The organism is Embleya sp. NBC_00896 (assembly GCF_045207785.1).
Classification (GTDB): Bacteria; Actinomycetota; Actinomycetes; order Streptomycetales; family Streptomycetaceae; genus Embleya.
Genome location: NZ_CP108776.1, coordinates 1055661 through 1079441, shown reverse-complemented (window position 1 = coordinate 1079441; position 23781 = coordinate 1055661). Strand labels below are relative to the sequence as shown.

Here is a 23781-nt window from a genome sequence, read left to right as displayed (position 1 = left end):
GGTCGGCGCACGGCCCGGCCTACGGAGGCTTGGGCGACTCAGCTCGCGGTGACCTCGATCGTCGACCCCGGCGGCACGGTACTGCCGGCAATGGGCTTCTGCGTACGGATCAGCACCGGGTCCTTCGAACCGCTGGTGAGGGTCTGCCCGTCGATGCGGAGCATGGTCAGACCGTCGGCTTGGAGGGTGCTTTCGGCCTTTTGGACCGTCTGGCCCACCACGTTCGGTACGACCTTCCCGGCCGGCGGCCGCCCCGTCGAGACCACCACCTGCACGGTCGAATCGGGCTCGACCTCGGTACCGGCGGGCGTGCTCGTCACCACCGGCGCGGATGCCGTCGGCCCCGCGCCCGCCGGGCCGTCGTCGTCCCCGTTCGCGACGACCGCGCCCAGCGCGACCGCGAGCACCGCCACCGTCACCACGGCCGCCGACGCGAGCCAGCCGCGCCCGCGGCGCGGTCCGCGCGCCGACGAGCGGTCGCCCGAGTCGCGGTCCAGGTCGGCGCGGATCCGCACGTCCAGCACCGCCGCCGCGCCCACCCGCCGGTCCCGGGCCGCCTCGACCCGCACCGCCGCGTGGTACAGCCCCGGCAGCGAGCCGGGGAGCGCGAACCCGCCCGCCTCGGCGAGCCGGCCGGCCGTGTCGAGGTCGCGCGGCACCCGATAGCGGACCCGCCACACCGCCTCCGCGCCGGCCGCGATCGGCGCCCCCGGGTCGGGCACCTCCACCGTCACCCGGTCCTCGTCGAACACGAACGCCGCGAACCGCTCGGCGCAGCGCCCCTGGTTGCGCACCCGCAACAGCGCCTCGACCACATCCCCGGGGTCGGCATCGACCCGCGCCCGCTCGAATCCGACCTGCACGGCGATTGTGGGATCGCCCACCCGCTGCCCGGCGAGGTCGGCCCCGCACAGCGGCCCCTCGCAGTATCCGTGCCGCTCGTCGACGACCGGCGTCCCACACAGTCGGCAGTGACCCGTCACACTCATCGCAGCCCCCGGAAGTCGATGCCTCCTTTCTTGGGACGGCGAACGGCCGGCCCCCGTTCCGCATACGTCCGCATATAAGGGAAGCCCCTCGAACCCCGCATTCCCCCTCTCTTCCCCCTTACCGCAACCTGCACTAACGTGCCGCCACGCCGGCCCCAACCCCGGCACGCCAGTCCCACCCCCGGCACGCCAGTCCCACCCCCGGCACGCCGAGCCGAATCCCGGAACGGCGAGCCGAATTCGGGAACGCCGGGCGAACTCCAGCCCGTCCGGCGTTTGAGGACAAGCGGGCCGCAGGCCGCCACACCCGCCAACCAAGCCCGTCCGGCGCTTGAGGACACCAACACAACGGGGCCGACCACCACACCCAGACCCAGCACGCGCAGCAAGGCACAACGGAGGTTTGCCCCCATGGCATCGACGCTCACGGGCGCGAAGATCGTCGTCACCGGCGCGACCGGACAGGTCGCGGAACCGGTGGCCAGGATCCTCGCGCGGGACAACGACGTGTACGGCGCGGCCCGCTTCCACGACGACGAGGCCCGCGCGCGCCTGGAGGCGGCCGGCGTCACATGCGTGAAGATCGACCTCGCCTCGGGCGACGTCGCGGCGCTGCCGGCCGACGCCGACTACGTGGTCAACTTCGCGGTCGCCAAGAACGGCGACTGGAACGTCGACCTGGACGCGAACGCGGGCGGCGTACTGTCCCTGATGGAGCATCACCAAAACGCCCGGGCGTTCCTGCACTGCTCCTCCACCGCCGTCTACCAGCCCGCCGGCCACAAGGAGCTGACCGAGGACGCCGCGCTGGGCGACAACCACGGCGTGTGGTCGTTCCTGGAGACGTACAGCATCTGCAAGATCGCGGCCGAGGGCGCCGCCCGCTGGGGTGCGCGCCGGTTCGCCGTGCCGACCACGATCGCGCGCCTGTCGGTGCCCTACGGCGACAACGGCGGGTGGCCCGGCATCCACATGGAGATGATGCTCGGCGGCGCGCCGATCGACGTGCACACGAACGCGCCGAGCATCTACCACCCCATCCACGTGGACGACATCGCCGGCACGCTGCCCGCGCTGTTCGCGGCGGCCACGCCCGAGGTCACCACCGTCAACTGGGGCGGCAGCGACGCCGTGAGCATCGAGGAGTGGTGCACCTACATTGCCGAACTCACCGGCGCCACGCCCGAGTTCAACCAGACCGACGGCACGATCGACTCGGTCACCCTGGACCTGACCCGGATGCACGCGATCACCGGCCGCACCACCGTGCACTGGAAGGACGGCATGCGCCGGATGGTCGAGGCGCTGCACCCGGAACTGCTCGAGTAGCGCTCCGGATCGGCCCGCCCGGCTCAGCCCGGGAAGGCGTGCTCGGTGACGGGCCCCAGTACCTCGAAGCCCAGCTTCCGGTACACGGGCTCGCCCGCCGCCGACGCCTGGAGCACCGCGACGGCGTGGCCCGCGTCGACCGCCGTGTCGAGCGCGGCGCGGGTCAGGGCCGCGCCGTAGCCGCGTTGGCGGTGCGTCGCGAGCGTGGCGATGTTGTACACGCCCGCGACGCCGGCGTGGAGGAACACCTCGGCCGTGGCCACCGGTCGGGTGCCCTCGTACCCGACCAGGTAGCGCGCGGCCGAGTCGAGCGCCGCCTCGGCGGTCAGGTCGACGAACCGCACGACGTCGGAGGCGGACGACTTCCACAGCGTCGACAGCACGGCCGCGAAGTCGAGCAACCGCGCACGGGTGCGCACCGGTTCGATCCGCAGCCCGGCGGGCGTCGCGGGGGCCGGCCCGGTGGGCTCCCACCGCGCCCACATCGCCGCCTCGGTCTCGTTGACCCGCAGGCCGTGGGCCACGAGCCGCTCGGCCAGGTCGGTGGGCCGCGAGCCCTGGGTGACCCACCACGAGAACGGCCGGCCGGTCGCCGCGACCCGCTCGATCGTCCGCCGCACGGCCGGCTCGACCGTGTCGGCGTTCAGCCGCGCGCCCGCGACGATGTTGTACGAGTCGTGGGCGAGGCCGCTGTCGGCGACGAGTACGCCGTCGTCCTCGTACACGCGCATTCCCGGGGCAACCCGGTGCAGGTGGCAGGCGTGTTCGGCGAGGTTGCGGTCCATGGCTTCGATCGGTGCGCGCACATGATCATTGTCGCCGCGCACGGCCCGACGGGCCGACTCATTCGCCGCCGACCCGGGCGCGATCCGTCACTCGACGCCGAACACGTGCACCACGTGCGGGGTGTCCGCGAGCGTGTGCGGCGCGAACGCGTGGCAGGCCCATACATGCACCCAGGCGTTTCCGGTGCGAGGTCGCTCGGACGGTGCGGTGCGGCGGGTTCGGGGGCGTCGGGATGCCGCTCGGGTGCTTGTCCTATCGTCGGGAATCCGGCCGTCACAGCACCGGCGGACCGCGACGGGAGAATGCGAAGCATGAACGAACACGAAGGTCTGGCGGAGCGATTCGAGGAGAACCGCACGCACCTGCGGGCAGTGGCCTACCGGATGCTCGGCTCGGTCAGCGAGGCCGAGGACGCCGTCCAGGAAGCCTGGCTCCGGCTCGACCGCTCCGACATCAGCGACGTGCAGAACCTGGGCGGCTGGCTGACCACGGTCGTCGGGCGGGTCTGCCTGGACATGCTGCGTTCGCGGACCTCACGCCGTGAGGACGCGTTCGACGTGCACGTTCCCGACCCGATCGTCACCCGCGCCGACGGGACCGACCCCGAACACGAGGCGGAACTGACCGACTCGGTCGGCCTCGCGATGCTCGTGGTCCTGGACACGCTGCCGCCCGCCGAGCGGCTCGCCTTCGTGCTGCACGACATGTTCGCCGTGCCCTTCGACGACATCGCCCCGATCGTGGACCGGGCCCCGGCCGCGACCCGCCGGCTCGCCAGCCGGGCCCGTCGCCGGGTACAGGGCGGCGCCCCCGCGCCCGAGACCGATCCCACCCGGCGGCGGCGCGTCGTCGACGCGTTCATGGCGGCCTCGCGCGGCGGCGACTTCGAGGCGCTCCTCGCGGTGCTGGATCCCGACGTGCTGCTGCGCGTCGACGGCGGCGTGGCCGACATGTCCAAGCTGATCCGCGGCGCGGTGGCGGTGGCCCAGCAGGCCCTGACCTTCGCCCGGTTCGCCGAATTCGGCCGGGTCGTGCTCGTCAACGGCGCGGCCGGCCTGATGACCGTCCCCGACGGCCGACCGCTGTCGCTGATGGACTTCACCGTCACCGACGGCAGGATCACCGAGATCAATCTGCTCGCCGACCCCGAGCGACTGGATCGCATCGACCTGAAGAGCCTCGACATCATCTGAGTCCGACCGGCTCGCTCGGCCCCGACGCCGCCACACGGCGGCGTCGGGCCTGCCCGCCGGCGCCGGGCGTGGATCTCCCGGGTCAGCGCAGGCCGAGGAAGCCCGGTGTCGGGTTGCCCGGATGGGCGTGGAACTCGGTGTGCAGACCCAGGAGTTCCTTCATCGGGACCGGACGCCTGCTGGTGGCGGCGAGGTCCTCGCGAGCTTCCTTGGACCACAGGTGGGGGAAGACGGACAGGCCCTCGGACGGGCGCAGCCGCGCGGTCTCGGTCTGCCAGTCGGGCCAGCGCAGGTCCGCGTAGAACTGGTCGGTGCCGCCGGACAGCAGCCAGGACAGCCACGCGCCGTGGCCGACGTCGAGGGGCTCCCAGGCCATCGTGTCCGGAGCGAAGTACGTCATCCCGCCGGGGTTGCCCGGGCGGTGCGCCGCGGCCGGGTCCGGGCCGTTGATCGCGAACACGCCGCCGAGGACGTCGTCGGCGACGATCAGCGCCGGTGCCGACCCGGGGAAGGCGTTGACCTCGGCCAGGCCGGGGAGGCCGCTTCCGGGTACGGCCGCGCCGCCGAAAACGCGCAGCCAGCCGTGGTCGATCAGCAGGCCGCCCGCGTGCAGGGCGATCGCCCCGAGGTACGAGCGCGTCGTGACCTGGAGATGCAGCAGACACGCCCGGCCACGCTCGTTGTCGGCGGGGAGCAGGTCGATCGTCATCGGGCTGCCGGTCACCTCCGCGAGGATCATCGGCCAGGCGGAGTCGTCGAGGTTGATCAGTTCGTCCAGGGAGCGCACGCGGACATGATGGCAGGGGGCGGCCCACCGGGAAATTCGGGTGCGATCGCGCAGGCCGGCCGCTTCGTACGAACTCGACCGTGCGGACGGCGCGTACGCCGCGGTCGAGCGCGCGATCCGGGCCGGCCTGGGCGAGCGCCGCACGCGGTAGACCGGGCCTGCCGCGTCAGCACACGCAGAACTCGTTGCCCTCCGGGTCGGCCATGACGACCGCGTAGTGGTCGACGCCCGGTTCGGACAGGACGCGCAGCGTGGTCGCGCCGGCCTTGAGGAGGCGTTCGACCGCGAGGTCGGTGCGCTCCTTGCGGACCTCCAGCTCGAAGGCCCGGCCGCCGCTCGCCATCAGGTCGAGATGGAGGCGGTTCTTGATGGTCTTCGCCTCCGGCACCTGCTGGAACCAGATGCGCGGGCCGTGCCCGGTCGGGTCGACGATCCGGTCGGAACCGTCGCCCTCGCCGAGTTCCTCGTCCGAGATGCCCTTGCTGTGCCAGTACTTCCGCCACGTGTCGAAGCCGTCCGGCGGCGGCTGGACCTCGTATCCCAGGGCCGGTGCCCAGAAGGCCACGAGCCGAGCGGGATCCCGACAGTCGATCGTCAGCTGAAAATTCGAACCCATCCCACCGATCCTGCCGCACAGCACCGACAACGGCCGCGCGGGCGGGCGTGGACGCGCGGGCCGGCTTGGACGCGCGGGCCATGGGGTGCGGGGGCGAGGGCTCGACGAGTGCCGAGGAGGGCCGGGCGCGGGAGGGGAACGGAGCGGGTGAGGCGCGAGCCGCGGGTGGGGCATGTGGGGCGTGTGGTGCGTGGGGGGTGGTGTCAGTGGGAGGGGTCCTTGGCGCCTGGGGTGACGAGGCCGCTTTCGTAGGCGAAGACGACCGCCTGGGCGCGGTCTCGTAGGTCCAGCTTGTCCAGGATTCGGCTTACGTGGGTCTTGACGGTTTGCTCGGCCAGGACCAGGTGCGCGGCGATCTCGCCGTTGGAGCGGCCCTCGGCGATCAGGCCCAGGACCTCGGTCTCGCGTGGTGTCAGCGCACCCAGGCGGGTCGCGCTCGGGCGGGTGATCGGGCGGTTGCGGGCGAAGTCCTCGATCAGTCGGCGGGTGATCGACGGGGCGATCAGCGCGTCGCCGGCCGCGACGATCCGGACGGCGGCGATCAGGTCGGCGGGGGAGGCGTCCTTGAGCAGGAAGCCGCTCGCGCCCGCGCGCAGCGCCTCGTACACGTAGTCGTCGATGTCGAAGGTGGTCAGCATCAGCACGCGCGGCACGGTCTCGAATCCCGTGGTGTCGCCGAGGAGTTCGCGGGTGGCGGCCAGGCCGTCCAGGATCGGCATCCGGACGTCCATCAGGACGACGTCGGGGCGCAGCTCGCGGCACAACCGGACGGCTTCGCGCCCGTCGGCCGCCTCGCCGACCACCTCGAGGTCGGGCTGGGCCGCCAGCAGCGCGGAGAAGCCGGCGCGGATCATGGCCTGGTCGTCGGCGATCAATACGGTGGTCATGTCGCTCCCGGGGTCGGTGCGGCCGGCGAGGCGTCGGCCGGCGGCGGTACCGGAAGCATGGCAGCGACCCGGAAGCCGCCGTCGGGCAGCGCGCCGGTGGTCAATTCGCCGTCGAGCATCGCGACCCGCTCGCGCATGCCGATCAGACCCTGGCCGGTGCTTGTGACCGCGTCGGGGTCCCGCGCCTCGACCGGCGCCCCCACCGGCTCGGGCGCGGAGTTCACCACGCTGATCCGCAACGCCCTCGCGTCCCCCGCCACGGTCACCCGGACGGTCGCGCCCGGCGCGTGCCGGACCACGTTGCTCAGCGATTCCTGGACCAGCCGGTACGCGGACAGCTGGACCCCCACCGGGACCAGGTCCGGCGTGGGCACCGCGTCCGCGACCGACAGATGCGCGTCGAGTCCGGCCCGGTGTGCGGCCTCGATCAGGGTGGGCAGTTCGGCCAGACCGGGCTGCGGACTGTGCTCGGCGCCCGCGTCCCCGTCCGCGTCGGCGCCCGCGTCGTGGCGCAGCACATGCAGCAGGCGGCGCATCTCGGTGAGCGAACGGCGCGCCTCGGCGGCGATCGAGCCGAACTCGTCCACGGCCGCCGGCGGCAGCTCGGCGATCCGGTAGGGCGCGCTGTCGGCCTGCACGGTGATCACCGACATGTGGTGGGCCACCACGTCGTGCAGCTCGCGCGCGATCCTGGCGCGCTCCTCCAGCAGGGTGCGGCGGGCGTGTTCGGCCTGGCTGACCTCCTCGACCAGGACCAGCCTGCGCTGCGCGTCGCCCCGGCCGGCGATCGCCTCCGCGGTGAGCGGGGCCAGCGTGGCCAACACCGTCATCGGCAGCAGCTCGCCCGGCTCGATCGGGCTCCGGGTGAGCAGCAGGCCCACTCCCGCCGCCAACAGGCTCAGCCACAGCACGACCAACACCCGACGCGGCGCCCGCAACGCGACCACGACCAGGACGATCACGATCGACAACACCGAGGTCACCGCCCACGGCCACGGCTCGCCGGAGGACGCCGGATGGGTCGGCGCCGCGGTCGCGATCGCGGCGCCGAGGGCCAGCCACCACGCCGGCAGCGGCCGGTACAGGCACAGCAGCACCGGGACCGCCCGGGCGATGCCGGCCGCCAGCGCGCCGGGCGCGCCCACGTCGTAGTGCTGGTAGAGATCGAACCATCCGGTGACGCCCACGAACAGTGCCAGCAGGGACAGCACCCAGTGCGTCCGGCGCGTGTGCGGGAGAGGAGCCACCGCGGTGGGCGACAACGCCTCGCGCATCGCGGTCAGGACCGCTGCCGATCGATCGATCTTCACGGTTGGTGATGGTATGCCCGGCCGCATCGGTCGGTCGGGGTGGACCAGGGTGGTGTTCATGGCGGCATCCGAGGTCGGGGTGCGTGGCGGCGATCGCTGCTCGGTCGCGGTGTCGAGGCGTTGTCGGTGTCGGTGTCGGTGTCGGTGTCGGTGCGACCGTCAGGCCGTGCCGCCGAGTACCCGGCGGGTCAGCCCGGCCTGCGCGTTCGTGAGCACCTTGACCAGGCACAGGCACACCGCGAAGAACGCGAGCCCGCCGAGCGCGTGCACGGCCCACACACCGCCCAGGGTCGGCCCGCCCCACGCCTGGTGGTAGTCGGAGTCGCCGTACCAGACCGGGTAGGTCAGGTTGCGGATCGTGTTGCCGTACGCGTACCCGGTCAGGATCAGCGTCGGCACGCCCAACGCGCCGTTGAGCACGCCGTGGGCGAGCACCCGGGCGGCGCCGGGCGTACGAGCCGCCGCACCCGCCGCGGAACTCGCACCGGCCGCGTAGCTCGCACCGGTCGAGCCCGGGTCCAGGAACCGCCGCGCCGCCGCGAACTGGAGCCGCGCCGCCCGCGCCGACCCGCCGCCGAGCACCAGGCCGATGCTCGCGAGGCCGAGCGGCAGCGCGATCACCGCGTACGCAGACCGGCGCCATGCCTCGCGTGCCGAGACCGGCACGAACGCGGGCGGGGTCCGGCGGGTCCGGAGGGTCCGGAGGGTCCCACGAGTCCGAACGGAGTGCGAAGCGGTGAGTGTCATGGCGGGTCCTCGGGGGTGCGTGCTGCCGACGGCGGTCCCGACCCGCGGACCGCCCGGCGTCGTGTCGGCGCCGGGTTCACAAGCTATGAGTCGGCCCCGCCCCGAGGCATCACACCGTGGCGCCAACTCCGCGGTGATACCCCGGTAGGGGGTCGCGCAGCCGCCCCGCCCCACTCACCCCGGCCGACTCACCCCGCCGCCACCCCCGACAGGTCGATGGGCTCGCCCGGGGTGAGCCGGGCGGCGCCGAGATGGTCGGCGGTCTCGGTGTTGGCCTTGGCGAACTGGCGCGGCTCGATCTCGAAGGTCGCACTGCCGAAACAGCCGGCGGCGGCCGACACCGGGTCCGGGTGCGGATTGCGGTACAGCCGCTCGGCCAGGTCGCGCAGCTTCAACATGGCCGGGATCGCCAGCGCCATCGCCCGCGGCGTGCCGGTGAACGCGGCCTCCAGGTAGGTGAGCATCCGGGCGTAGCAGGCGTTGAACGCGACCGCGTGCCGATACACCGAGGTGTCCCGGTGGCCGGCGAACGACGCGACGCTCGCGTTCGGGTCGATCCGGTACGCGTCGTGCCACGTCACGTCCACGGGTGGCCCGCTCGGCGGCTGATCCGGGGAGTCGTGCGGGCCGTACGCGCGGCCGGTCAGGATCTCGTTGAAGCGGAAGTAGTGCGCGGTCTGTCGCTGTTCGCCGAACAGCAGGTCGTCGCTGTCCCAGATCGACTCGCTGACCCCCTCGCCCTGTTCGGTGACCACCCGGAACGCCTTCAGGGCCGACGCGCGGTCGGTCACCGCGAACACCTCGCCGCCCGAGTTGTAGAAGTCCTCCGGGCCGACCTGCCGATGGCGGGGCCCGCTGAACACCGCGTCGTGGCCGTGCTTGTCGAGCAACTCGAGCAGACCCTGGCGCAGATGGCCGTAGAACTGCCCGATCGAGGTCCAGCCACCCGTCACGACGGTGCTGCCCGGGGCCGGGTCGCCCGCGACGTACTGCGGGCGCTCGATCGCCAGGAACGTGCGCAGCGCGTCCGGCGAGAAGTGCCGGAGCGGGATCTCCAGGTCGAGCGCGCTGTAGGGCAGCCGGGTCGGGTAGCTCCGGACGAAGTCCGGATGCGCGACCCGCGGCGTGCCGCCGACCGCGTTCAACAGGTTCGCCACCAGCGTCAGATGCAGCATCTCCTCCAGCACGATGCTGCGGATCGCGTACAAAGCGGCCTGGTTCGTGCCCGCCCGGATCGTGTACATCGCCGTCAGGTACGGCGGGATCGTCAGGTGCTCCACCTCCAAGGCGCCCTGGAGGTAGAGCCGGAGCTCGTCGAGCGTCTCGGGGACCTTGAAGGCCAGCTCCCGGTCCCCGACCACCTCGCCGGCCCCGCCGCCCTCGGTCGTGCCCTCGGTGGTGTCCGTGCTCACGACTGCGCCTCCCGGGTGTGGTCGATGGTGTGCGCGGCGCGCTGCTCGGGGGTGGGGCCCACCGCGTCGCGCGGGATCGGAACCGCGAGTTCCGCGTCGCGGACGGATCGACGGGGGCCGATGTTGACCGGTCGATGCAGCGCGACCAGGTCGCGATGGACCGCCTCTGCGCTGCGCAGCGCGAGCGCGGCCATCGTCAGCGACGGGTTCGAGGTGCCGACCGAGGGCATGCTGCCGCAGCCCACCGCGTACAGGTTCCGGTGGTCCCAGCAGCGTTGGTACGAGTCGACCACCGACGTCGTGGGGTCGTCGCCCATCACGTGCGTGCCCGCGCCGTGCCCCGCGCCGTGGTAGGTGAAGTCGTCGTCGTGCCACCGGAAATGGCCCAGCGGCGCGACCCCGTCGTGCGGCGCGTGGTCGGTGTGGTCGTGGGCGCCGATGGCCTTGTAGATCTGCTTGGACACCGCCTTCGCCGCCCGCATGCCCTCCTTGACCGAGTCGGCGAGATCGTAGGTCAGGATCGGTCGCGGATTGCCCAGCGCGTCGCGCAGTCGAGGATCGATCCGGACCCGGTTGTCCGGGTCGGCGGGCTGCTCGATCGCGAACTGGAGTTGCAACTGACGACCGATCAGGTCACCGAGAGAGTTGCGCAGCACCGGGCCGAACAGCTGCTCGGGCCGAATCTCGCCGGCCGGGTCGCCACCGACCCCCAGCAGCGCGGCCACGTTGCTCATCGGGGCACCAGCGGACCAGCCCCAGCCCCAGTTGCCGATCTCGATCCGGAAGCCGGATCGCCTGCGCCGCGCGTCCCCGAGCCGGAAGGTCTCCCAGCCGGAGGTGTGCCCGGGCCCGCGGAACGGCCCGACCTGTCCGCCGAGCGGGTCGGTGCGTGCCGCGAGCGCCCAGGTGAGCATCGTGGGATGGTCCATCAGGTTGCGTCCGACCTGATCGCTCGAATTCGCGATTCCGGACGCGAGCAGCAACCGCGCGTTCTCGATCGCGTGCGCGGCGAGCACGACCACGTCGGCCTCGACCGTGTGCACCTGGCTCACCGGCGCGGCGGGATCGCCGTACCGGCGGTACTCGACCCCGCGCACGTCGCCGTTCGCGCCTTCGAGCACGCGCGTCACCACGCACCGGGTGGCCACCTCGACGCTCGCCGCGAACCGCGCCTGGGTGCGCAGCGGCGTCCACTTCGCCTGGACCGGGCAGATCGGCGTGCAACTGGAGTTGCCCACGCAGCGCTCGCCGTAGTTGGGCAACCCCACCGCGCCGTCCGGCCGGTAGCTCTTGCCCTGCTCGTACGCGGGGTTGGGGGTGCCGTTGCGGCCCTGCGGGACGGTGTTCACCTTGAGCACGAACTCGGCGTCGGCGACCGGGTCCTTGAGCTTGGTGCCGTCGAGTCGGCGGAAGACGGCGTCGATGTAGGTCGGCGGGATCGGGTGCATCGGGAACACGTAGCCGGGCCGCGTGGGGATCCCGAACGCGCGCATCTCGTCGGCGTCCCCGGCCACGCCGATCTCGCGCTCGGCCGCCGTGTAGTACGGCTCCAGGTCGGCGTAGTCGATCGGCCAGTCGCGCCCGTGGCCGTACCGGGTCGCGGTCGCGAAGTCGTCGGGGTGCATGCGCAGGCACACCCCCATCCAGTGCATCGCGGTGCCGCCGAGGGCGCGCAGATAGTCGGTGCCGTAGGGCAGTTCGCCGTCCTGGACGAGGTAGCCCTGGGCGCGGAAGCCCATCCCGTTCGGGGCCAGGTCGAGCACGTCGGGCGAGGGCGCCGCGGCGTTGCGGCGGTAGGCCGAGTTGGGCACCTTGGCGACGGCCCCGCGGAACGTGTCGACCGCGTCGAGGTAGCCCGCCCAGGTCTCGGCGCCGCCGTTGCCGGCTTCGAGCACCAGGACCTCCCAGCCGTGCTCGCCGAGTTCCTTCGCGAGCATGCTGCCGGCCCAGCCGCCGCCCACGACGACCACGTCGTAGCGGCGGGTCGCGGGTGTCCGGGTCATGTCGCACCTCCCGGCGCGTCGGGGGCGAGCGGGTCGGGGGCGAGGACGTCCGCCTCGGTGGGGTGACTCGACGGTTCGGCGAACCACGCCCACGACGGCCCCGGCAGGACGGTGCGGACATCCGTGGGCGGGACGCCGCGGGCGGCCTCGTCGCCGTCGATCTCGGCGAGGATCGCGTCGGTGCTCGGCAGCGGCGGGGGCGCCTGTGACCAGGTGCCGTGGCCCGGCGGTTTGGCGCCGCCGGGATGACCGTGGAACGTGCGCCACACCAGGCCCTCGGTGTACGCGGCGGGGGACACCACGAACTCGACGTTGGCGACCTGCCGGCGCAACGCGGCATGGGCCGCGGGCGCGAGTCGCGGCCACGCGCCGGTGTACCAGAGGTAGGTGATCGCGCGGGCGATCTCGACGTGCACGGGATCGGTCGACGCACCGGCGTTCCGGGCCGCCTTCCACGCGGCGTGGAAGACGTCGTACGGCTTCGGTCCGACCTGTTCCCGGGCCGTGGTCAGGTAGAGCTCGGCCATGCCCGTCGCGTACAGGTCGAAGCGCGGGAAGCCGGTCAGCCACACCCCGAGTTCGACGAACTCGCGGGCGCTCGGGGACAGTTCGATGGTGTCGGCGGTGTCGTCGAACGATTCGACCCGGGTCGTCGGCGTCGTTGCCGGTGTTCGTGAGCTCATGGCGGACCCCCTCCGTTGGCCTGAGCGAACTGCGTCGTCCGAGCCCCGGTCAGGTCGGGTCTCGAACGATCACCAACGTAGGCCGACGACCATCCACCAACCAGTCCCTTGCCGCCGGCCCGGGCCCGCTCGCAAGCACCCCGACACGCCGTCCCAGGTGCTCGAATGCGCTCGCGAGCGGGTTGCCGAGGGGAAACGCAACATCACCCGATCGACGGAACTATGTGTAGGGCGATGTGCGGGTTATGGCTGTCCGGCGAGCTGCATGGGCGCGCAGGCCCGGACCTCCGCCCCACCGGACAGAACCCGGCGTAGAGGCCGACCGCGTGGGCGCGCAGGCGCGGATCTCGGCTTCGAGCCGATCCGCGAACACCGGATGCGCGAGTTCGCGCAGGAAGGGCGCACCACGCTCCGGTCCCCACTCGGCCCACTGAGCCGACGGCCATCAGAAAGGGTGGATTGCCCGAATTGTTCGGATCTTGTGACGCCGAGATCCATGGTCACGAGTATCGCCGGCGGCCCGACGGAAGACGTCGGCCTCCCGAGATCGAGGCGGCAGCGGAAACTGGGACACGGGGTCCCGAAACATCTTCACCGCCCGCTCTCGCGAGCTCCAACGAAGTATCCGCGACCTGCGCACCGGGAGGCCGAACGAAACCGTAGCGGGAAGCGCGTCCTGTGACCAGGCAATTCAATCGCCGGCGGCGAGTATCGCCCCGGTCAGGAAGACGAGGACCGTGCCTCGGCGTCCTTCTTCGCGAAGTGCTCGCGCTCGCGACGGTCCGCGCGGAGGATGCCGCGGATCACGAACGTGAAGCCGATCGCGACCGCGATGAAGGGGGTGAGTTCGGCGAAGGCGCCGAGGGCTTCCAACACGATTACTCCCAGAGGTGGTGCGGCCGCCCGATGGCGGCACCGACACGACCGGCGCCGCGAAACCGTACGGCCCGCTCCGCCGTTCGTCGTCCGAGCGGCGGCACAACACTACCTCCCGCTCCGCCGTCAACAGCCGGCGACCACCACTACCCGGCCGGCGGGTGCTCCGGCGCCCGGTTCGGGCTTTCGGCTGCGCGACAGGGCGGGCTTCTGCTTCGGTCGGGTACGGCGGCGGTCGGACGAACGGTGGGGGCGAGTGATGTACGACGGGATCCAGGCGCGCGAGTTCACTGTCGCGCGCAACGCGCTCGGGGCGGCCATCGCCGCGTACAGCGCGCGCCTGGCCGTGGACCCCGATCCGGCCGTGGTGGCGGCCAAGCGGGAGTTGGCGCTCGCGCGGCGCGGGCTGGGCGTGCTGGATCGGGACGCCGTGCGCGCGGTACTGGCCGCGGGGCATCGGGCCTGGGCGCCGGGGGAGCCGGCGCACCCCGTCCGGGACCCCGCGCTGACCGGGCAACAGGTGCGCGACCTGTTCCGACGCGACATCCGGCCGCGGCTGGCCGGCCCGGCGCGGGATCGGCCCACCGTCGTGTTCATCGGCGGCCAGACCGCGGCCGGCAAGACCACGTGCCAGCAGGTCGTGCTGCGCGACCTCGGGCTGACCGACGTGGTCCCGATCGACGGTGACGACCTGCTCGACGACCACCCCGGGTACCGGGACGCGGCGCGGGCGGACGACCGGACGGCGGCCTCCCTGGTCGGCGCGCACACGTCGGCGTGGTGGACGATGACGGTCGAGCACCTGCGGGCGCACGACGTCGACGTCGTGGTCAGCGCCCCGCTGGGCCGGGCGCCGTGGTCGCTCGACCGCTTCCGCGACTTCCACGCGGCGGGCTACCGGGTCGAGCTGGTCCTGCTCGCGGTGCCGCCCGCGCAGAGCCTGCTGTCCCTGGTGGAGCGCTGGCACCGCGACCGGCAGCCCGAACGGCACGGATTCGGCCGCTGGGTCGCACCGACCACACACGACCGATTCCTGACCGGAATCCTGGAGACGGCAGACGCCGCCGACGCGAGCGACGCGGTCGACGCCATCCACGTAGCGCGCCGCGGCCGGGGGATCGTGTACGGCAACGACCGGGTCGGCAAGGCCCGTTCGACCCGCGAGGTGATCGAGACCGAACGCGCGCGCCCGTGGTCGGATGCCGAACGCGCCGACTTCACCGCCCTGACCACACACCTCACCGACAGCCACAACCTCGACGCCCGCCCCCTCCCACCCGACCTGATCCCGCTCCTGACCGACGCGATCGCCCGCGGCCGTGCTTGACTCGCCCCCGTGTCGCTGACCCTGATCGTCCTGTACACGCACCGCCTCGACGCGTGCCGCGAGTTCTACGCCTCGCTCGGCCTCACCCTCGTGCGCGAACGCCACGGAACCGGCCCCGAACACCACGCGGCGGTACTCCCCGACGGCACCGTCCTGGAGCTCTACCCGGCCCGCCCCGACCGCGTCACCGGCTACCTGCGCCTCGGCCTCGTCCTCACCAACCCGCCCCTACCACCCGGCGGACACATCCTCACCGACCCCGACGGCCGAACCCTCGACATCACCGTGCCCGGCCCCTGAGCGCGTCGCCACGCCCGCGCGCGGCTCGGTGTCGCGGCGCGGGGCTTCGGCGCGGTCGGGCGTTCCGGGCCGCCCGCCCGCCGCGACGAACCCACCGTGCCCGACCCAGAGCGCACGTGCCGCGTCAGCGTGGGCCCGCCGCCGCCTCGGTGAAGCGGCGGAGGTGTTCCGTGTGGGCGCCCCAACCGTCGCGGTGGGCGGCGGCGAGGTTGGGGGCGTCGGGGATGCGGTCCCAGCCGGTTTCGTGGACGTGCAGTCGGGTGCCGCGGGGGATCCTGGCGAGCTCGATCGTCACGGTCGTGGGCTCCGGCCAGTCGTCGTCGGCCCAGGTGAAGCGCAGCAGCCGGGCCGGGTCGAGGGCCTCGACGCGCCCCGTGGTCAGCCGGGCCTCGCCGTTCGCGCCGCTCCAGCGCTCCGAGAGCCGCCCGTTCACCCGCGCGTCCAGATCCAGATGGCTCCACCACATCGCACGCGTGTCCGGATCCACGAGGGCGTGCCAGACCGCCTCGGTGGGCGCGGCGATCACGACACTGACCTCGACGAGCGGTTCTCGGACCATGAATCAACCGTAGATCTCGCGAACCCCCACGTCAGCCCGCGAACGGTTCGCTGAAGGTCAAGACTGCGCCGTGCGCGCGCCCCGCGCGCCCTCTCCCCGACCGGGCCGAGGCACCGATGTCCCGCGCCGGCCTGAATGAATCGCCGACGCCACCCCCGGACGTCGGGACCCGATTCGCCGATTGGCGATCTCTCAGGATGGGGAACGCACAGCACAACACGCACTACTCCGAACAGCCTCACTCCGAACTGCCCACGTCGAACTGCCCACGTCGAACTGCCCAACGTCGAACTGCCCAACTTCGAACAGCCCAGTGCAGCGCCCCGCACACCGAAAGGACCCGCCCATGACCCACCCGCCGATCGCAGATCTGCGAAGCGCGTTCACCGCGGCCGCGAAACCCGGCAGCCACGACTGGCCCCGACTCGCCGACTTCACCGTCTTCGCCGCCGCCGGCCGCACCTGCGGGCGTGCCCCCCTCGTCGGCCTCCCCGGCTGGACCTGCGACGACGCCGCCCGCGTGCTGGCCCTGGCCGAACTGGCCGACCGCACGCCCGACGCGGACCTGTCCGCACACCTGCGCACCCTGTACTGGCGCGGCGACGCGCACGAACGCCGAGCCGTGCTGCGCGCGTTGCCCTACCTGTCCGTCCCCGAGCGCGACCCCGCCCTCGCGACCGCCCTCGTCGCCGACGCCCTCCGCACCGGCGATCCGCAGCTCGTCGCCGCCGCCCGCTTCGTGACCACCGTCCCCGAGCCGGGATAGGCGCCCCGGCGCGGCTCATCGGCCATCCGCGGTTTCGCCGGCGTTCACGGTCGCACCGGATAATGCGGTCGGTCCGCCGACTCCTGGAGTGCCGATGCCCGCCACCCTGCTGCCGCGCCGACTCGGGCTCGCCGACGCGATCCTGATCGGCCTCGGCGCGATGATCGGCGCGGGCGTGTTCGTCGCGTTCGCCCCGGCGGCGCGCGCCGCGGGGGAGTGGCTGCCCGCGGCGCTCGTGGTCGCGGCCGGGGTGGCGTACTGCAACGCGACGTCGTCGGCGCGGCTCGCGGCGCGATATCCGCAGGCGGGCGGCACCTACGTGTACGGGCGCGAGCGGCTCGGGGCGTTCTGGGGGTACCTGGCCGGTTGGGGCTTCGTGGTCGGCAAGACCGCGTCGTGCGCGGCGATGGCGCTCACCGTGGGGGCGTACGCCTGGCCCGCGCACGCGCGCTCCGTCGCGATGGTGGTGGTCGTCGCGCTGACGGTGCTGAACCGGTGGGGCGTACAGAAGGCCGCGTGGGTCAACCGCGTGATCGTGGCGGTGGTCCTGGCGGTGCTCGCGCTGGTCGTGGCGGTGTCGCTGACCCGTGATCGGAACCCGTTCGGCGGGGCGGAACCCGGCTCGGCGATCGGAGTCCGGGGCGTGCTCGAAGCGGCCGGACTGCTGTTCTTCGCGTTCGCCGGGTACGCCCGGATCACCACGCTGGGCGAGGAGGTACGCGACCCGGCCCGGACGATCCCGCGCGCCGTCCCGATCGCGCTCGCGATCACGCTGGCGGTGTACACGCTGGTCGGGTGGGCGCTGCTCGCGCGGCTCGGCCCGGCCGACCTCGCCGCGTCGTCGGCTCCGCTCGCCGACGCGGTACCGGACCTCGCGTGGGTGGTCCGGATCGGGGCCACCCTCGCCGCGGCCGGCGCGCTGCTCGCACTGATCCTGGGTGTGTCGCGGACCGTGCTGGCGATGGCCCGCGATCGGCACCTGCCCACCGTCCTGGCCGCGGTGCATCCGCGTCACGGCGTCCCACACCAGGCCGAACTCGCCGTCGGCGCGGTGGTCGTGGCCCTGGTCGCGGTCGCCGACCTGCGGGGCGTGATCGGCTTCTCGTCGTTCGCGGTGCTGACCTACTACGCGATCGCGAACGCGTCGGCCTGGACCCTGGGCCGACGCGTCGTACCGATCCTCGGCCTGATCGGCTGCGTGACCCTGGCGGTGTGCCTACCGATCGAGTCGGTCGCCGCGGGCGCGGCGGTCCTGGCCGTGGGCACCGTCGTGTACGCGGTACGCCGCCGATAGCCGATACCCCGCTGCCCCGCTGCCCCGGTGGGCCAGGGAGGTCACTTCGACGAGCGAAGCGAGGAGAGCGGCCGGAGGCCGCAAGCCTTTCCACAACGTCGCCGGCCCGGAACGAAGTGGAGGGACGGCGACGTGCGAGCGGAGCGCCACTTTTGTGGAGCGCGAGCGGAACAAAAGTGGCGCTCCGGGAGCCGGCGGCGAAGCCGCCTGAAAAAGAAGTCCCTCACCCGTCCGTGCCGGCCGCGGTCTCGCTCAAGGCCGCCGACCAACTCGCGCACAGATCCTCCGCCAAGTCGATCGGCAGCGCCGAGTCGACCACGGCGCTCACGTACATCCCGTCCTCGAACGTGGCCAGGAAGACCCCGAACGGGCGGCCGCGCGGGACCGCGCCGAACGGCACCGTGCCCACCGCCGGCGAGCCGCGGAACGCGTACGCGTGGCGCGGCCACCGCACGACGCCCGCGGCCAGATCGACGTGCCGCGGCGACAACGCGGCCCGAAATCCCCAGCGCACGGCGGCATCCGACAACGCCTCGCCGCTGATCGGCCCACCGAGTGTCGCGGCCGCCCGGGCCGCCTCGACCACGAGCGCCAGCCGCCGCGCGGGATCGGCCTCGTCGCAGGGCAGCCGCACCCGCCCCGGCCGCGCGTGATTGCCCGGCTCCGCGCCGCCGCCCACGGCGGACGGCATGAGCGCCCACACCGGCCGCACGCCGCGCCGCCACGGCACTCCCGGACAATCCCGAAGCGCGCCCGCGAGGGCGGCGAGGAACATGTCGTCCACCCCGGCCGACCGCGCCCGACCGGCCGCGCGCAGCCGCTCCGGATCCAGCTCCAGCCAGGCGATCCGCCGGGTACCGGTGAGCCCCGACGTCGTGAACGGCCGCCCGGACACCGGCGCGAAGCGCCGCGCGTAGGCCCGCAGGCCCGGCGCGACCGCCGGGGTCGGGGCGACGGCGGCGGCCTCGATCGGCTCGACCCCGAACAGCCGCCGGCCCACCTCGACCACCGAAGCGCCGTCGAGCAGCGCGTGGTGCGCCTTGAACACGAACGCCCATTCGTCGCGCGCGTATCCGTGCACGAGCCGGGCCTCCCACAGCGGCCGGTCCCGCGGCAGCCGATCCGCCATCGCGTCGTCGACCGCCGTGTCGAGACGCCCCTGAGCAACCGGATACAGGTGGACGTGCCGGGCCGGGTCCAGCGGGCCGCGGATCCGGCGCGTGCCGTCCGTGCGATACGCCAGCACCGGGACCCGCCACAGCCGCGCGGCCACCGCCTGCCGCAGATCCTCCACCGTCGGGGCCGGTCCGCGAAAGCGCAGCACGCCGCCGATCTCGACCGAATTGGCGTGGTTCGGCCGGTCGTAGTCCAGATACGCGGCCTCCAGCGCGGTGTGCCGCCGCGAACCGTGCCCCGGCCGCACACAGTCCACGAGGTAGTCGCGGTCCACGCCGATCGTCGAGCGCGGCTCGCCGAGCAGCGCCCGCACCCCCGAGTCGTCGTAGCCCCGACGGTGCGTCAGATACGGCAGGAAGGCCGCGTGCGCCTCCGCGAGCCGCTCGACCCCCGTCGGCTTCGCCGGCGCCTCGGGCACGAACCGCAGCCGCACCGGCAGGAATTCGGCGAGCACCTCGCGCACGACCTCGATCGGGACGTCGTGCGGATGCCGCACGTGGTAGGTGTCCACACCGCCCGAACCCGCGAGATCGGCGAGCCGCGTCATCACCTGCGCCGCCTCGTGCGCCGGCATGAAGTTGAGCCGACCGTCCGCCGCCGCGGTCAGCCGCAGCACCGGCCGCAGCCGGTTCGGCAACCGCGCGGCCCAGCCGAAGGCCGCGCAACCACTGGTCGCCTCGGCGCGTTCGACCATGTACCGCAAGGGATTTGCGGGCAGTCCGGGGACGTCGGAGACCAGCGTGGTCGGGCGCAGCACCATGACCGAGCGGCCCAGGCGCGCGGCCCACTCGCGCACGAGCACCTCCGCCTCGTACTTGGACCGCTCGTAGTCGTTCTCGAAACCCCCCGAATCGTCCGGGGGTTCCTCTTTCGCCGTGCCGTCGCGCCGAGAGCCGGCGACGTACGCCGTGCCGATGTGCAGCAGCCGCGGCCGGCGCCGACCCGCGGCCGCCAGTTCGAGCAGGTGCCGGGTGCCCTCGACGTTGGTCGCGCGCAGTTCCGCCAGGGTGGCGTCGGTCCGGGAGTTGCCCGCGCAGTGCCAGATCACGTCGATCGAATCGGCCAGCGCCGCGAAGTCGGCCTTGGCCAGGCCCAGTCGAGGTTGGGTCAGCTCGGTCTCGACGACCCGCAGCCGCTCGGGCAGTCGGCGGACCAGTTCGTCGGGGGCGGCGGTGACCTCCAGGAAGGCCCGGATCCGGTCGATCGCGCCGCGCGAGCCGGCGTGGGCCAGCACGGTGATCGTCCGGTGTCGGTCGAGCAGTTCGCGGAGCAGGTGGAGACCGAGAAATCCGGTGGCTCCGGTGACGGCGACGCGCATGGGTCAGCCAACTCCTTGCAGGTGTTGCTCGGTGGCCTGACGGGGCGTCACGTCGACGGCGTGGACGCGCGGCGATACCGGCCCGCCGGCGCGCCGCGCCGGGGCATGCGTGGTCAATGTCTTCCCTGGGACGAGTGGGTTTCGTCAGGACGCTAGTCGCCGAATGAGCGTCACCCTGACGGTATTGGGCCAACCGGTGTCGGCATCACCCGATCGGGTTTGTCATCGGGTTCGTGATCGGGATCGGAGCGGATTCACATACGGCGCGGCGACCCGCGTCCGGGTCGCGTTCGGGCCGTGCGGCCCGGTTCGGGCCGTATGGCCCGGCGAGTCACCGATTCTGCCTCGCCCGGCGGTCCGCCGCCCCCGAAAGAAGCTTTCTTGACTGTTTCGGCACGGCTGGACCGGCCGCTGGGGCTACGGTCGGGTCCGAGCCCGAACCGAGCCCGAGCCCGAGCCCCCGGGTCCGGGACCGGGGCCGGGACCGAATCCAAGGCGGGGAACCACCACCCTGCCCGTCGCTCGTCACGACCAAGGGGCCGACGCAGATGGACACATCCCAGGCCGGGGCCACGATGGCCGCGGTCGGAGCGATGGAGTACGGCAGCCATTGCTGCTTCGTCTCCGCCGACGAGGCGGTCACGCGCCTGGCCGTGCACAGCTACGTGCGGGACGGCCTGTTCGCCGAGGACCGGGTCATGTGCCTGCTCGGTCGCCGCGATCGGGCCTGGCTGATGAACACGCTGTCCGAGGGACCCACACCGCCGGCCCGGCACGAGGCCGACGGTTCGCTCGTGGTCGTCGACATCGGCCGAACCCCGCTGTGGGAGGGCGAGTTCTCGCCGGAGACGATGGCGGAGACCTTCTTCGGCGCCGTCGACCAGGCGCTCTCGGACGGCTACCAGGGCCTGCGGATCTGCGGCGACATGACGTGGGGCCGGGCCGGCGGGGTCGCCCACGCCGACCTGTGCGAGTTCGAGCGGCTCGCCGGCGGCGGTCTGCCGAGTCGACGCGCGATGGGCATCTGCCTGTACGATCCGCGCGAGTTCAGTTCGGTGCAGATCGACGAGCAGGAGCGCCTGCATCCGATCGTGGCGGGCACCGGCCGCGACCGGCCGCCCAGCCTCCAGGTCAGCGGCACGACCAGGGGTCTGCGGTTGATCGGCGAGGCGGACGTCGCGACCCGCGGCCTGCTCGACGACGCGCTGTACCGCGCGGCCGCCGCGCACACGGAACGCGACCTCGTCGTCGACCTGTCCGCCCTGGAGTTCGCCGATCTCAGCGCCATGGAATCCCTGTTCCGCGCGGCGACCGCGCTCGGCCCGGGCAGACGCCTGGTCCTGCGCGCCGCGGGGCCGGCCGTGCGCAAGGTCGTCGACCTGCTCGGATGGAGTGGGGCCGACGGTTTGATCGTGGACGAGGACCGACCGGCGGGGGAGGCGCAGTGACCGGCTCGAACCATGACCGCAACCGCGTCGGCGGCGGCCCGGTGGAGGTCCTGCCGTTCGGCGCGTCGGACCTGTGCCTGGTGCGCGCCGTCGTCCGCCGGCACGCCCGAACCGCCGGCCTCGCGGGCGATCGGCCCGACTGCCTGGTCCTGGCGGTGCACGAGATCGCCGCGTGCGCGGTCACGGCCGATTCGGAGCCGGCCGTGCTGCGCTGCGTGCCGCGGGTGGGCCGGGTCGTCTGCGAGATCCACGCCACGCGCGAGGACGGAACCTGTTTGCGCCGAAGGGCCTTTCCCCGGCTGACCGACAAGCACGAGACCCCGGGACGGGGCCTGTGGCTCGCCCGGGCGCTGTGCGACGAGGTCGAGATCGCCGAGGGCGACGACGGCGTCGTGGTGCGGATGACGATGACTCTCGTCATGCCGGTCCGGACCGCCCTCGCCGAGTCCCGCGGTCCGGAGCCGGATGGTGCCCGGCAGCCTTGAATCTCGGTTGGCCCCGGCACCGGGGTGTGACAGCGTCGGGCGCGATGACGGACGAACGAGTGATCAGGCAAGCCGTGGTCTCGGGCACCGCGGCGACCCCGGGGCCGGAGCGGACGGCGATCTTCGAGGCGGTGCGGGCTGACCGGGACGGGCCGCAGGCGCGATGGGTGCTCGACGTCGCGGCGGCGGGGCCGGTCGTGGGGCGGGTGCGCGCGCTCGAACTGGTGCACTCCCTCGCGGAGTTCGGCCGGACCTGGCCGGCGGCCGTCGATGTCGCGGCCGCGGCGCTCGACGACCCGGATCCGGTGGTGTGGCCGGCCGCGATGCGGTTGTTCGTGTACGTCGCGGACGTCGAGGCGGTCGCTGCCCGGCTGCCGGGCAGCGCCGACGCGGACACCCGGCTCGTCGGGGCCTACGCGCTGATCGCCGGCGGCGGCCGGTTCGCGGACGTGGCGACGATGTTGCTCGACGACCCCGACCCGGGCGTGCGGGTCATGGCCGCGCTCGCGCTGTTCGGCGACGATCCGCCGTGGCAGTGGCTGTGCGCGCTGAACGAGGCGATCCTCGACGCCCTCCCGGTGGCCGTGCACCGGGTGGGTCGCGACGGCGCACCGTGGGATCTGCCGGTGGGCCCAATCTGGGCTTGGCGGCTCGGATGGTACGACCACGAGGACGAATGCAACCGCGTCGTCCGGCTGTTGCTCGCCAACGACGACCGCGAGGTGCGCCGGGTCGGCGTGGACATGGCGACGGCCGCGATCCGGCTGTGGCGGACGGCCCCCACCGAGCTGCTGCCGGCGCTGCTGGCGAGCGCATGCGACACGGGCACCGACACCGATGGCGCGTTGCGGGCCGAGACCCTGTGCGCGCTGCGCCGCTCGGGCGAGCTGTGGCGCGCGGCGGCCCACGCGTTGGGCGCCGATGCGGATCCGGCGAGCCGGGTACTCCTGGCCGAACTCGGCACCCCGCCGCCGGCGGCTGTACCGAACCTGCCCACGCTGGACGAGCTGTTCGCCGCCCGGCGGCCGGCCGACGGGCGCGCGGAGTCCGACGCGTGGTTGGCCGAACAGCCGGTGGACTCGACGGCGCGCGGGGTCGGCCGGAAGCTGCTCGGCCTGATGGCATGGGGCGGGCTGACGGAACGTCAGGGTCGGCAGGCCAAGAGCGTCTTCGCGCGCGAATCGGTGAGCAAATACGAGGTCGCCGGCGTCCTGTGGCGGCACTTCGGCGGCGAGGTCGCCGACCTGCTGACCACCGAACTGGCCGCCGTGGCCGGGGACGCCCACGTCGGCGACCACGCGCTGCCGGTGCTGGCCGACATGGGCCGGCACGCCGCAGGCGCGCTGCCCCACTTGAACACGCTGATCGAGTCGCGGCGCAGGATCCCGATGAACCTAGGGGAAGACGACTTCGAGATCGGCTTCGACGAGACCCGACGCACGCGGTTGATCGCCGTACGTGACCGCATCGTGGCGGACATCCCGTAGGGT

General features: G+C 73.1%; 22 protein-coding genes. 9 read left to right on the top strand and 13 right to left on the bottom strand.

The features are described from left to right. Nucleotides 1–38: 38 nt before the first annotated feature. Nucleotides 39–989 (bottom strand): PASTA domain-containing protein, encoded by a 951-nt coding sequence (locus tag OG928_RS05175; RefSeq protein ID WP_406279903.1) that lies wholly within the window; start codon nt 987–989, stop codon nt 39–41. Between the two features lie 411 nt (nt 990–1400). Between OG928_RS05175 and OG928_RS05170 the strand changes: the two genes are divergently transcribed. Beyond that, the gene (locus tag OG928_RS05170; protein ID WP_406279900.1) at nt 1401–2318 is read left to right on the top strand and encodes an NAD-dependent epimerase/dehydratase family protein; all 918 of its coding nucleotides are present in this window, start codon (nt 1401–1403) and stop codon (nt 2316–2318) included. A 23-nt stretch (nt 2319–2341) separates the two neighbouring features. Here the strand turns inward: OG928_RS05170 and OG928_RS05165 are convergent, their stop codons facing one another. Next, entirely contained in the window at nt 2342–3103 is a 762-nt protein-coding gene (locus OG928_RS05165; RefSeq protein ID WP_406290794.1) for a GNAT family N-acetyltransferase, read from the bottom strand. Nucleotides 3104–3415: 312 nt separating this feature from the next. On the opposite strand from OG928_RS05165, the gene OG928_RS05160 reads away from it, so the two are divergent. Beyond that, nucleotides 3416–4297, top strand: a complete 882-nt coding sequence (locus OG928_RS05160; protein WP_406279897.1) for a sigma-70 family RNA polymerase sigma factor — start codon at nt 3416–3418, stop codon at nt 4295–4297. 82 nt (nt 4298–4379) lie between these two features. Here the strand turns inward: OG928_RS05160 and OG928_RS05155 are convergent, their stop codons facing one another. From OG928_RS05155 to OG928_RS05115, 9 genes are all read right to left on the bottom strand, one after another. Continuing rightward, a complete protein-coding gene (locus OG928_RS05155; RefSeq protein WP_406279894.1) occupies nt 4380–5084 on the bottom strand; it encodes a DUF2625 family protein in 705 nt (234 codons plus the stop codon). 166 nt (nt 5085–5250) lie between these two features. Further along, the gene (locus OG928_RS05150; protein WP_406279891.1) at nt 5251–5700 is read right to left on the bottom strand and encodes a VOC family protein; all 450 of its coding nucleotides are present in this window, start codon (nt 5698–5700) and stop codon (nt 5251–5253) included. 203 nt (nt 5701–5903) lie between these two features. Beyond that, complete coding sequence (locus OG928_RS05145) at nt 5904–6587, bottom strand: response regulator (RefSeq protein WP_406279889.1); 684 nt, start codon at nt 6585–6587, stop codon at nt 5904–5906. Further along, on the bottom strand, nt 6584–7897 hold the full coding sequence (locus OG928_RS05140) for a sensor histidine kinase (RefSeq protein ID WP_406279886.1): 1314 nt from the start codon (nt 7895–7897) through the stop codon (nt 6584–6586). Before OG928_RS05140 ends, OG928_RS05145 begins: the two co-directional genes overlap by 4 nt. A 159-nt stretch (nt 7898–8056) precedes the next feature. Next, entirely contained in the window at nt 8057–8644 is a 588-nt protein-coding gene (locus OG928_RS05135) for a sensor domain-containing protein (protein WP_406279883.1), read from the bottom strand. Between the two features lie 188 nt (nt 8645–8832). Continuing rightward, a complete protein-coding gene (locus OG928_RS05130) occupies nt 8833–10056 on the bottom strand; it encodes a ferritin-like protein (protein WP_406279880.1) in 1224 nt (407 codons plus the stop codon). Next, the gene (locus OG928_RS05125; RefSeq protein WP_406279877.1) at nt 10053–12059 is read right to left on the bottom strand and encodes a GMC family oxidoreductase; all 2007 of its coding nucleotides are present in this window, start codon (nt 12057–12059) and stop codon (nt 10053–10055) included. Before OG928_RS05125 ends, OG928_RS05130 begins: the two co-directional genes overlap by 4 nt. Continuing rightward, nucleotides 12056–12742, bottom strand: a complete 687-nt coding sequence (locus OG928_RS05120) for a hypothetical protein (protein WP_406279874.1) — start codon at nt 12740–12742, stop codon at nt 12056–12058. Before OG928_RS05120 ends, OG928_RS05125 begins: the two co-directional genes overlap by 4 nt. A 720-nt stretch (nt 12743–13462) precedes the next feature. Then, complete coding sequence (locus OG928_RS05115) at nt 13463–13618, bottom strand: hypothetical protein (RefSeq protein ID WP_406279872.1); 156 nt, start codon at nt 13616–13618, stop codon at nt 13463–13465. 259 nt (nt 13619–13877) lie between these two features. On the opposite strand from OG928_RS05115, the gene OG928_RS05110 reads away from it, so the two are divergent. Together OG928_RS05110 and OG928_RS05105 are read left to right on the top strand one after the other, a co-directional pair. After that, nucleotides 13878–14945 (top strand): zeta toxin family protein, encoded by a 1068-nt coding sequence (locus tag OG928_RS05110; RefSeq protein WP_406279869.1) that lies wholly within the window; start codon nt 13878–13880, stop codon nt 14943–14945. A gap of 9 nt (nt 14946–14954) precedes the next feature. Beyond that, nucleotides 14955–15245: a VOC family protein gene (locus OG928_RS05105; RefSeq protein ID WP_406279866.1), complete on the top strand. Its 291-nt coding sequence runs from the start codon at nt 14955–14957 to the stop codon at nt 15243–15245. 124 nt (nt 15246–15369) lie between these two features. On the opposite strand, the gene OG928_RS05100 is transcribed toward OG928_RS05105, so the two are convergent. Next, complete coding sequence (locus OG928_RS05100; RefSeq protein WP_406279863.1) at nt 15370–15804, bottom strand: SRPBCC domain-containing protein; 435 nt, start codon at nt 15802–15804, stop codon at nt 15370–15372. Nucleotides 15805–16150: 346 nt separating this feature from the next. Between OG928_RS05100 and OG928_RS05095 the strand changes: the two genes are divergently transcribed. Both OG928_RS05095 and OG928_RS05090 read left to right on the top strand, forming a co-directional pair. Then, the gene (locus OG928_RS05095; protein ID WP_406279860.1) at nt 16151–16570 is read left to right on the top strand and encodes an EboA domain-containing protein; all 420 of its coding nucleotides are present in this window, start codon (nt 16151–16153) and stop codon (nt 16568–16570) included. Between the two features lie 94 nt (nt 16571–16664). Beyond that, nucleotides 16665–17864: an APC family permease gene (locus OG928_RS05090; protein ID WP_406279858.1), complete on the top strand. Its 1200-nt coding sequence runs from the start codon at nt 16665–16667 to the stop codon at nt 17862–17864. 223 nt (nt 17865–18087) lie between these two features. Here the strand turns inward: OG928_RS05090 and OG928_RS05085 are convergent, their stop codons facing one another. Continuing rightward, nucleotides 18088–20358 (bottom strand): SDR family oxidoreductase, encoded by a 2271-nt coding sequence (locus OG928_RS05085; RefSeq protein ID WP_406279855.1) that lies wholly within the window; start codon nt 20356–20358, stop codon nt 18088–18090. Nucleotides 20359–20906: 548 nt separating this feature from the next. Here OG928_RS05085 and OG928_RS05080 point away from each other — a divergent pair. From OG928_RS05080 to OG928_RS05070, 3 genes are read left to right on the top strand one after another with little or no spacing between them, the layout of a single operon-like run. Then, nucleotides 20907–21806 carry an MEDS domain-containing protein gene (locus OG928_RS05080; protein WP_406279852.1) on the top strand — a complete coding sequence of 300 codons (900 nt, stop codon included), beginning with the start codon at nt 20907–20909 and terminating at the stop codon, nt 21804–21806. Further along, nucleotides 21803–22291 carry an ATP-binding protein gene (locus OG928_RS05075; RefSeq protein WP_406279849.1) on the top strand — a complete coding sequence of 163 codons (489 nt, stop codon included), beginning with the start codon at nt 21803–21805 and terminating at the stop codon, nt 22289–22291. The genes OG928_RS05080 and OG928_RS05075 overlap by 4 nt, the downstream gene beginning before the upstream one ends. 44 nt (nt 22292–22335) lie before the next feature. Continuing rightward, nucleotides 22336–23778, top strand: coding sequence for a hypothetical protein (locus tag OG928_RS05070; protein ID WP_406279847.1), 1443 nt, complete (start codon nt 22336–22338; stop codon nt 23776–23778). Nucleotides 23779–23781 lie beyond the last annotated feature (3 nt).

Coding starts and splice junctions, on each gene's coding strand:
- OG928_RS05165 (WP_406290794.1), bottom strand. CDS start 3,103: ATGGACCGCAACCTCGCCGAACACGCCTGCCACCTGCACCGGGTTGCC.
- OG928_RS05125 (WP_406279877.1), bottom strand. CDS start 12,059: ATGACCCGGACACCCGCGACCCGCCGCTACGACGTGGTCGTCGTGGGC.
- OG928_RS05110 (WP_406279869.1), top strand. CDS start 13,878: ATGTACGACGGGATCCAGGCGCGCGAGTTCACTGTCGCGCGCAACGCG.
- OG928_RS05135 (WP_406279883.1), bottom strand. CDS start 8,644: ATGACACTCACCGCTTCGCACTCCGTTCGGACTCGTGGGACCCTCCGG.
- OG928_RS05080 (WP_406279852.1), top strand. CDS start 20,907: ATGGACACATCCCAGGCCGGGGCCACGATGGCCGCGGTCGGAGCGATG.
- OG928_RS05085 (WP_406279855.1), bottom strand. CDS start 20,358: ATGCGCGTCGCCGTCACCGGAGCCACCGGATTTCTCGGTCTCCACCTG.
- OG928_RS05170 (WP_406279900.1), top strand. CDS start 1,401: ATGGCATCGACGCTCACGGGCGCGAAGATCGTCGTCACCGGCGCGACC.
- OG928_RS05095 (WP_406279860.1), top strand. CDS start 16,151: ATGACCCACCCGCCGATCGCAGATCTGCGAAGCGCGTTCACCGCGGCC.
- OG928_RS05120 (WP_406279874.1), bottom strand. CDS start 12,742: ATGAGCTCACGAACACCGGCAACGACGCCGACGACCCGGGTCGAATCG.
- OG928_RS05100 (WP_406279863.1), bottom strand. CDS start 15,804: ATGGTCCGAGAACCGCTCGTCGAGGTCAGTGTCGTGATCGCCGCGCCC.
- OG928_RS05150 (WP_406279891.1), bottom strand. CDS start 5,700: ATGGGTTCGAATTTTCAGCTGACGATCGACTGTCGGGATCCCGCTCGG.
- OG928_RS05145 (WP_406279889.1), bottom strand. CDS start 6,587: ATGACCACCGTATTGATCGCCGACGACCAGGCCATGATCCGCGCCGGC.
- OG928_RS05160 (WP_406279897.1), top strand. CDS start 3,416: ATGAACGAACACGAAGGTCTGGCGGAGCGATTCGAGGAGAACCGCACG.
- OG928_RS05070 (WP_406279847.1), top strand. CDS start 22,336: ATGACGGACGAACGAGTGATCAGGCAAGCCGTGGTCTCGGGCACCGCG.
- OG928_RS05090 (WP_406279858.1), top strand. CDS start 16,665: ATGCCCGCCACCCTGCTGCCGCGCCGACTCGGGCTCGCCGACGCGATC.
- OG928_RS05175 (WP_406279903.1), bottom strand. CDS start 989: ATGAGTGTGACGGGTCACTGCCGACTGTGTGGGACGCCGGTCGTCGAC.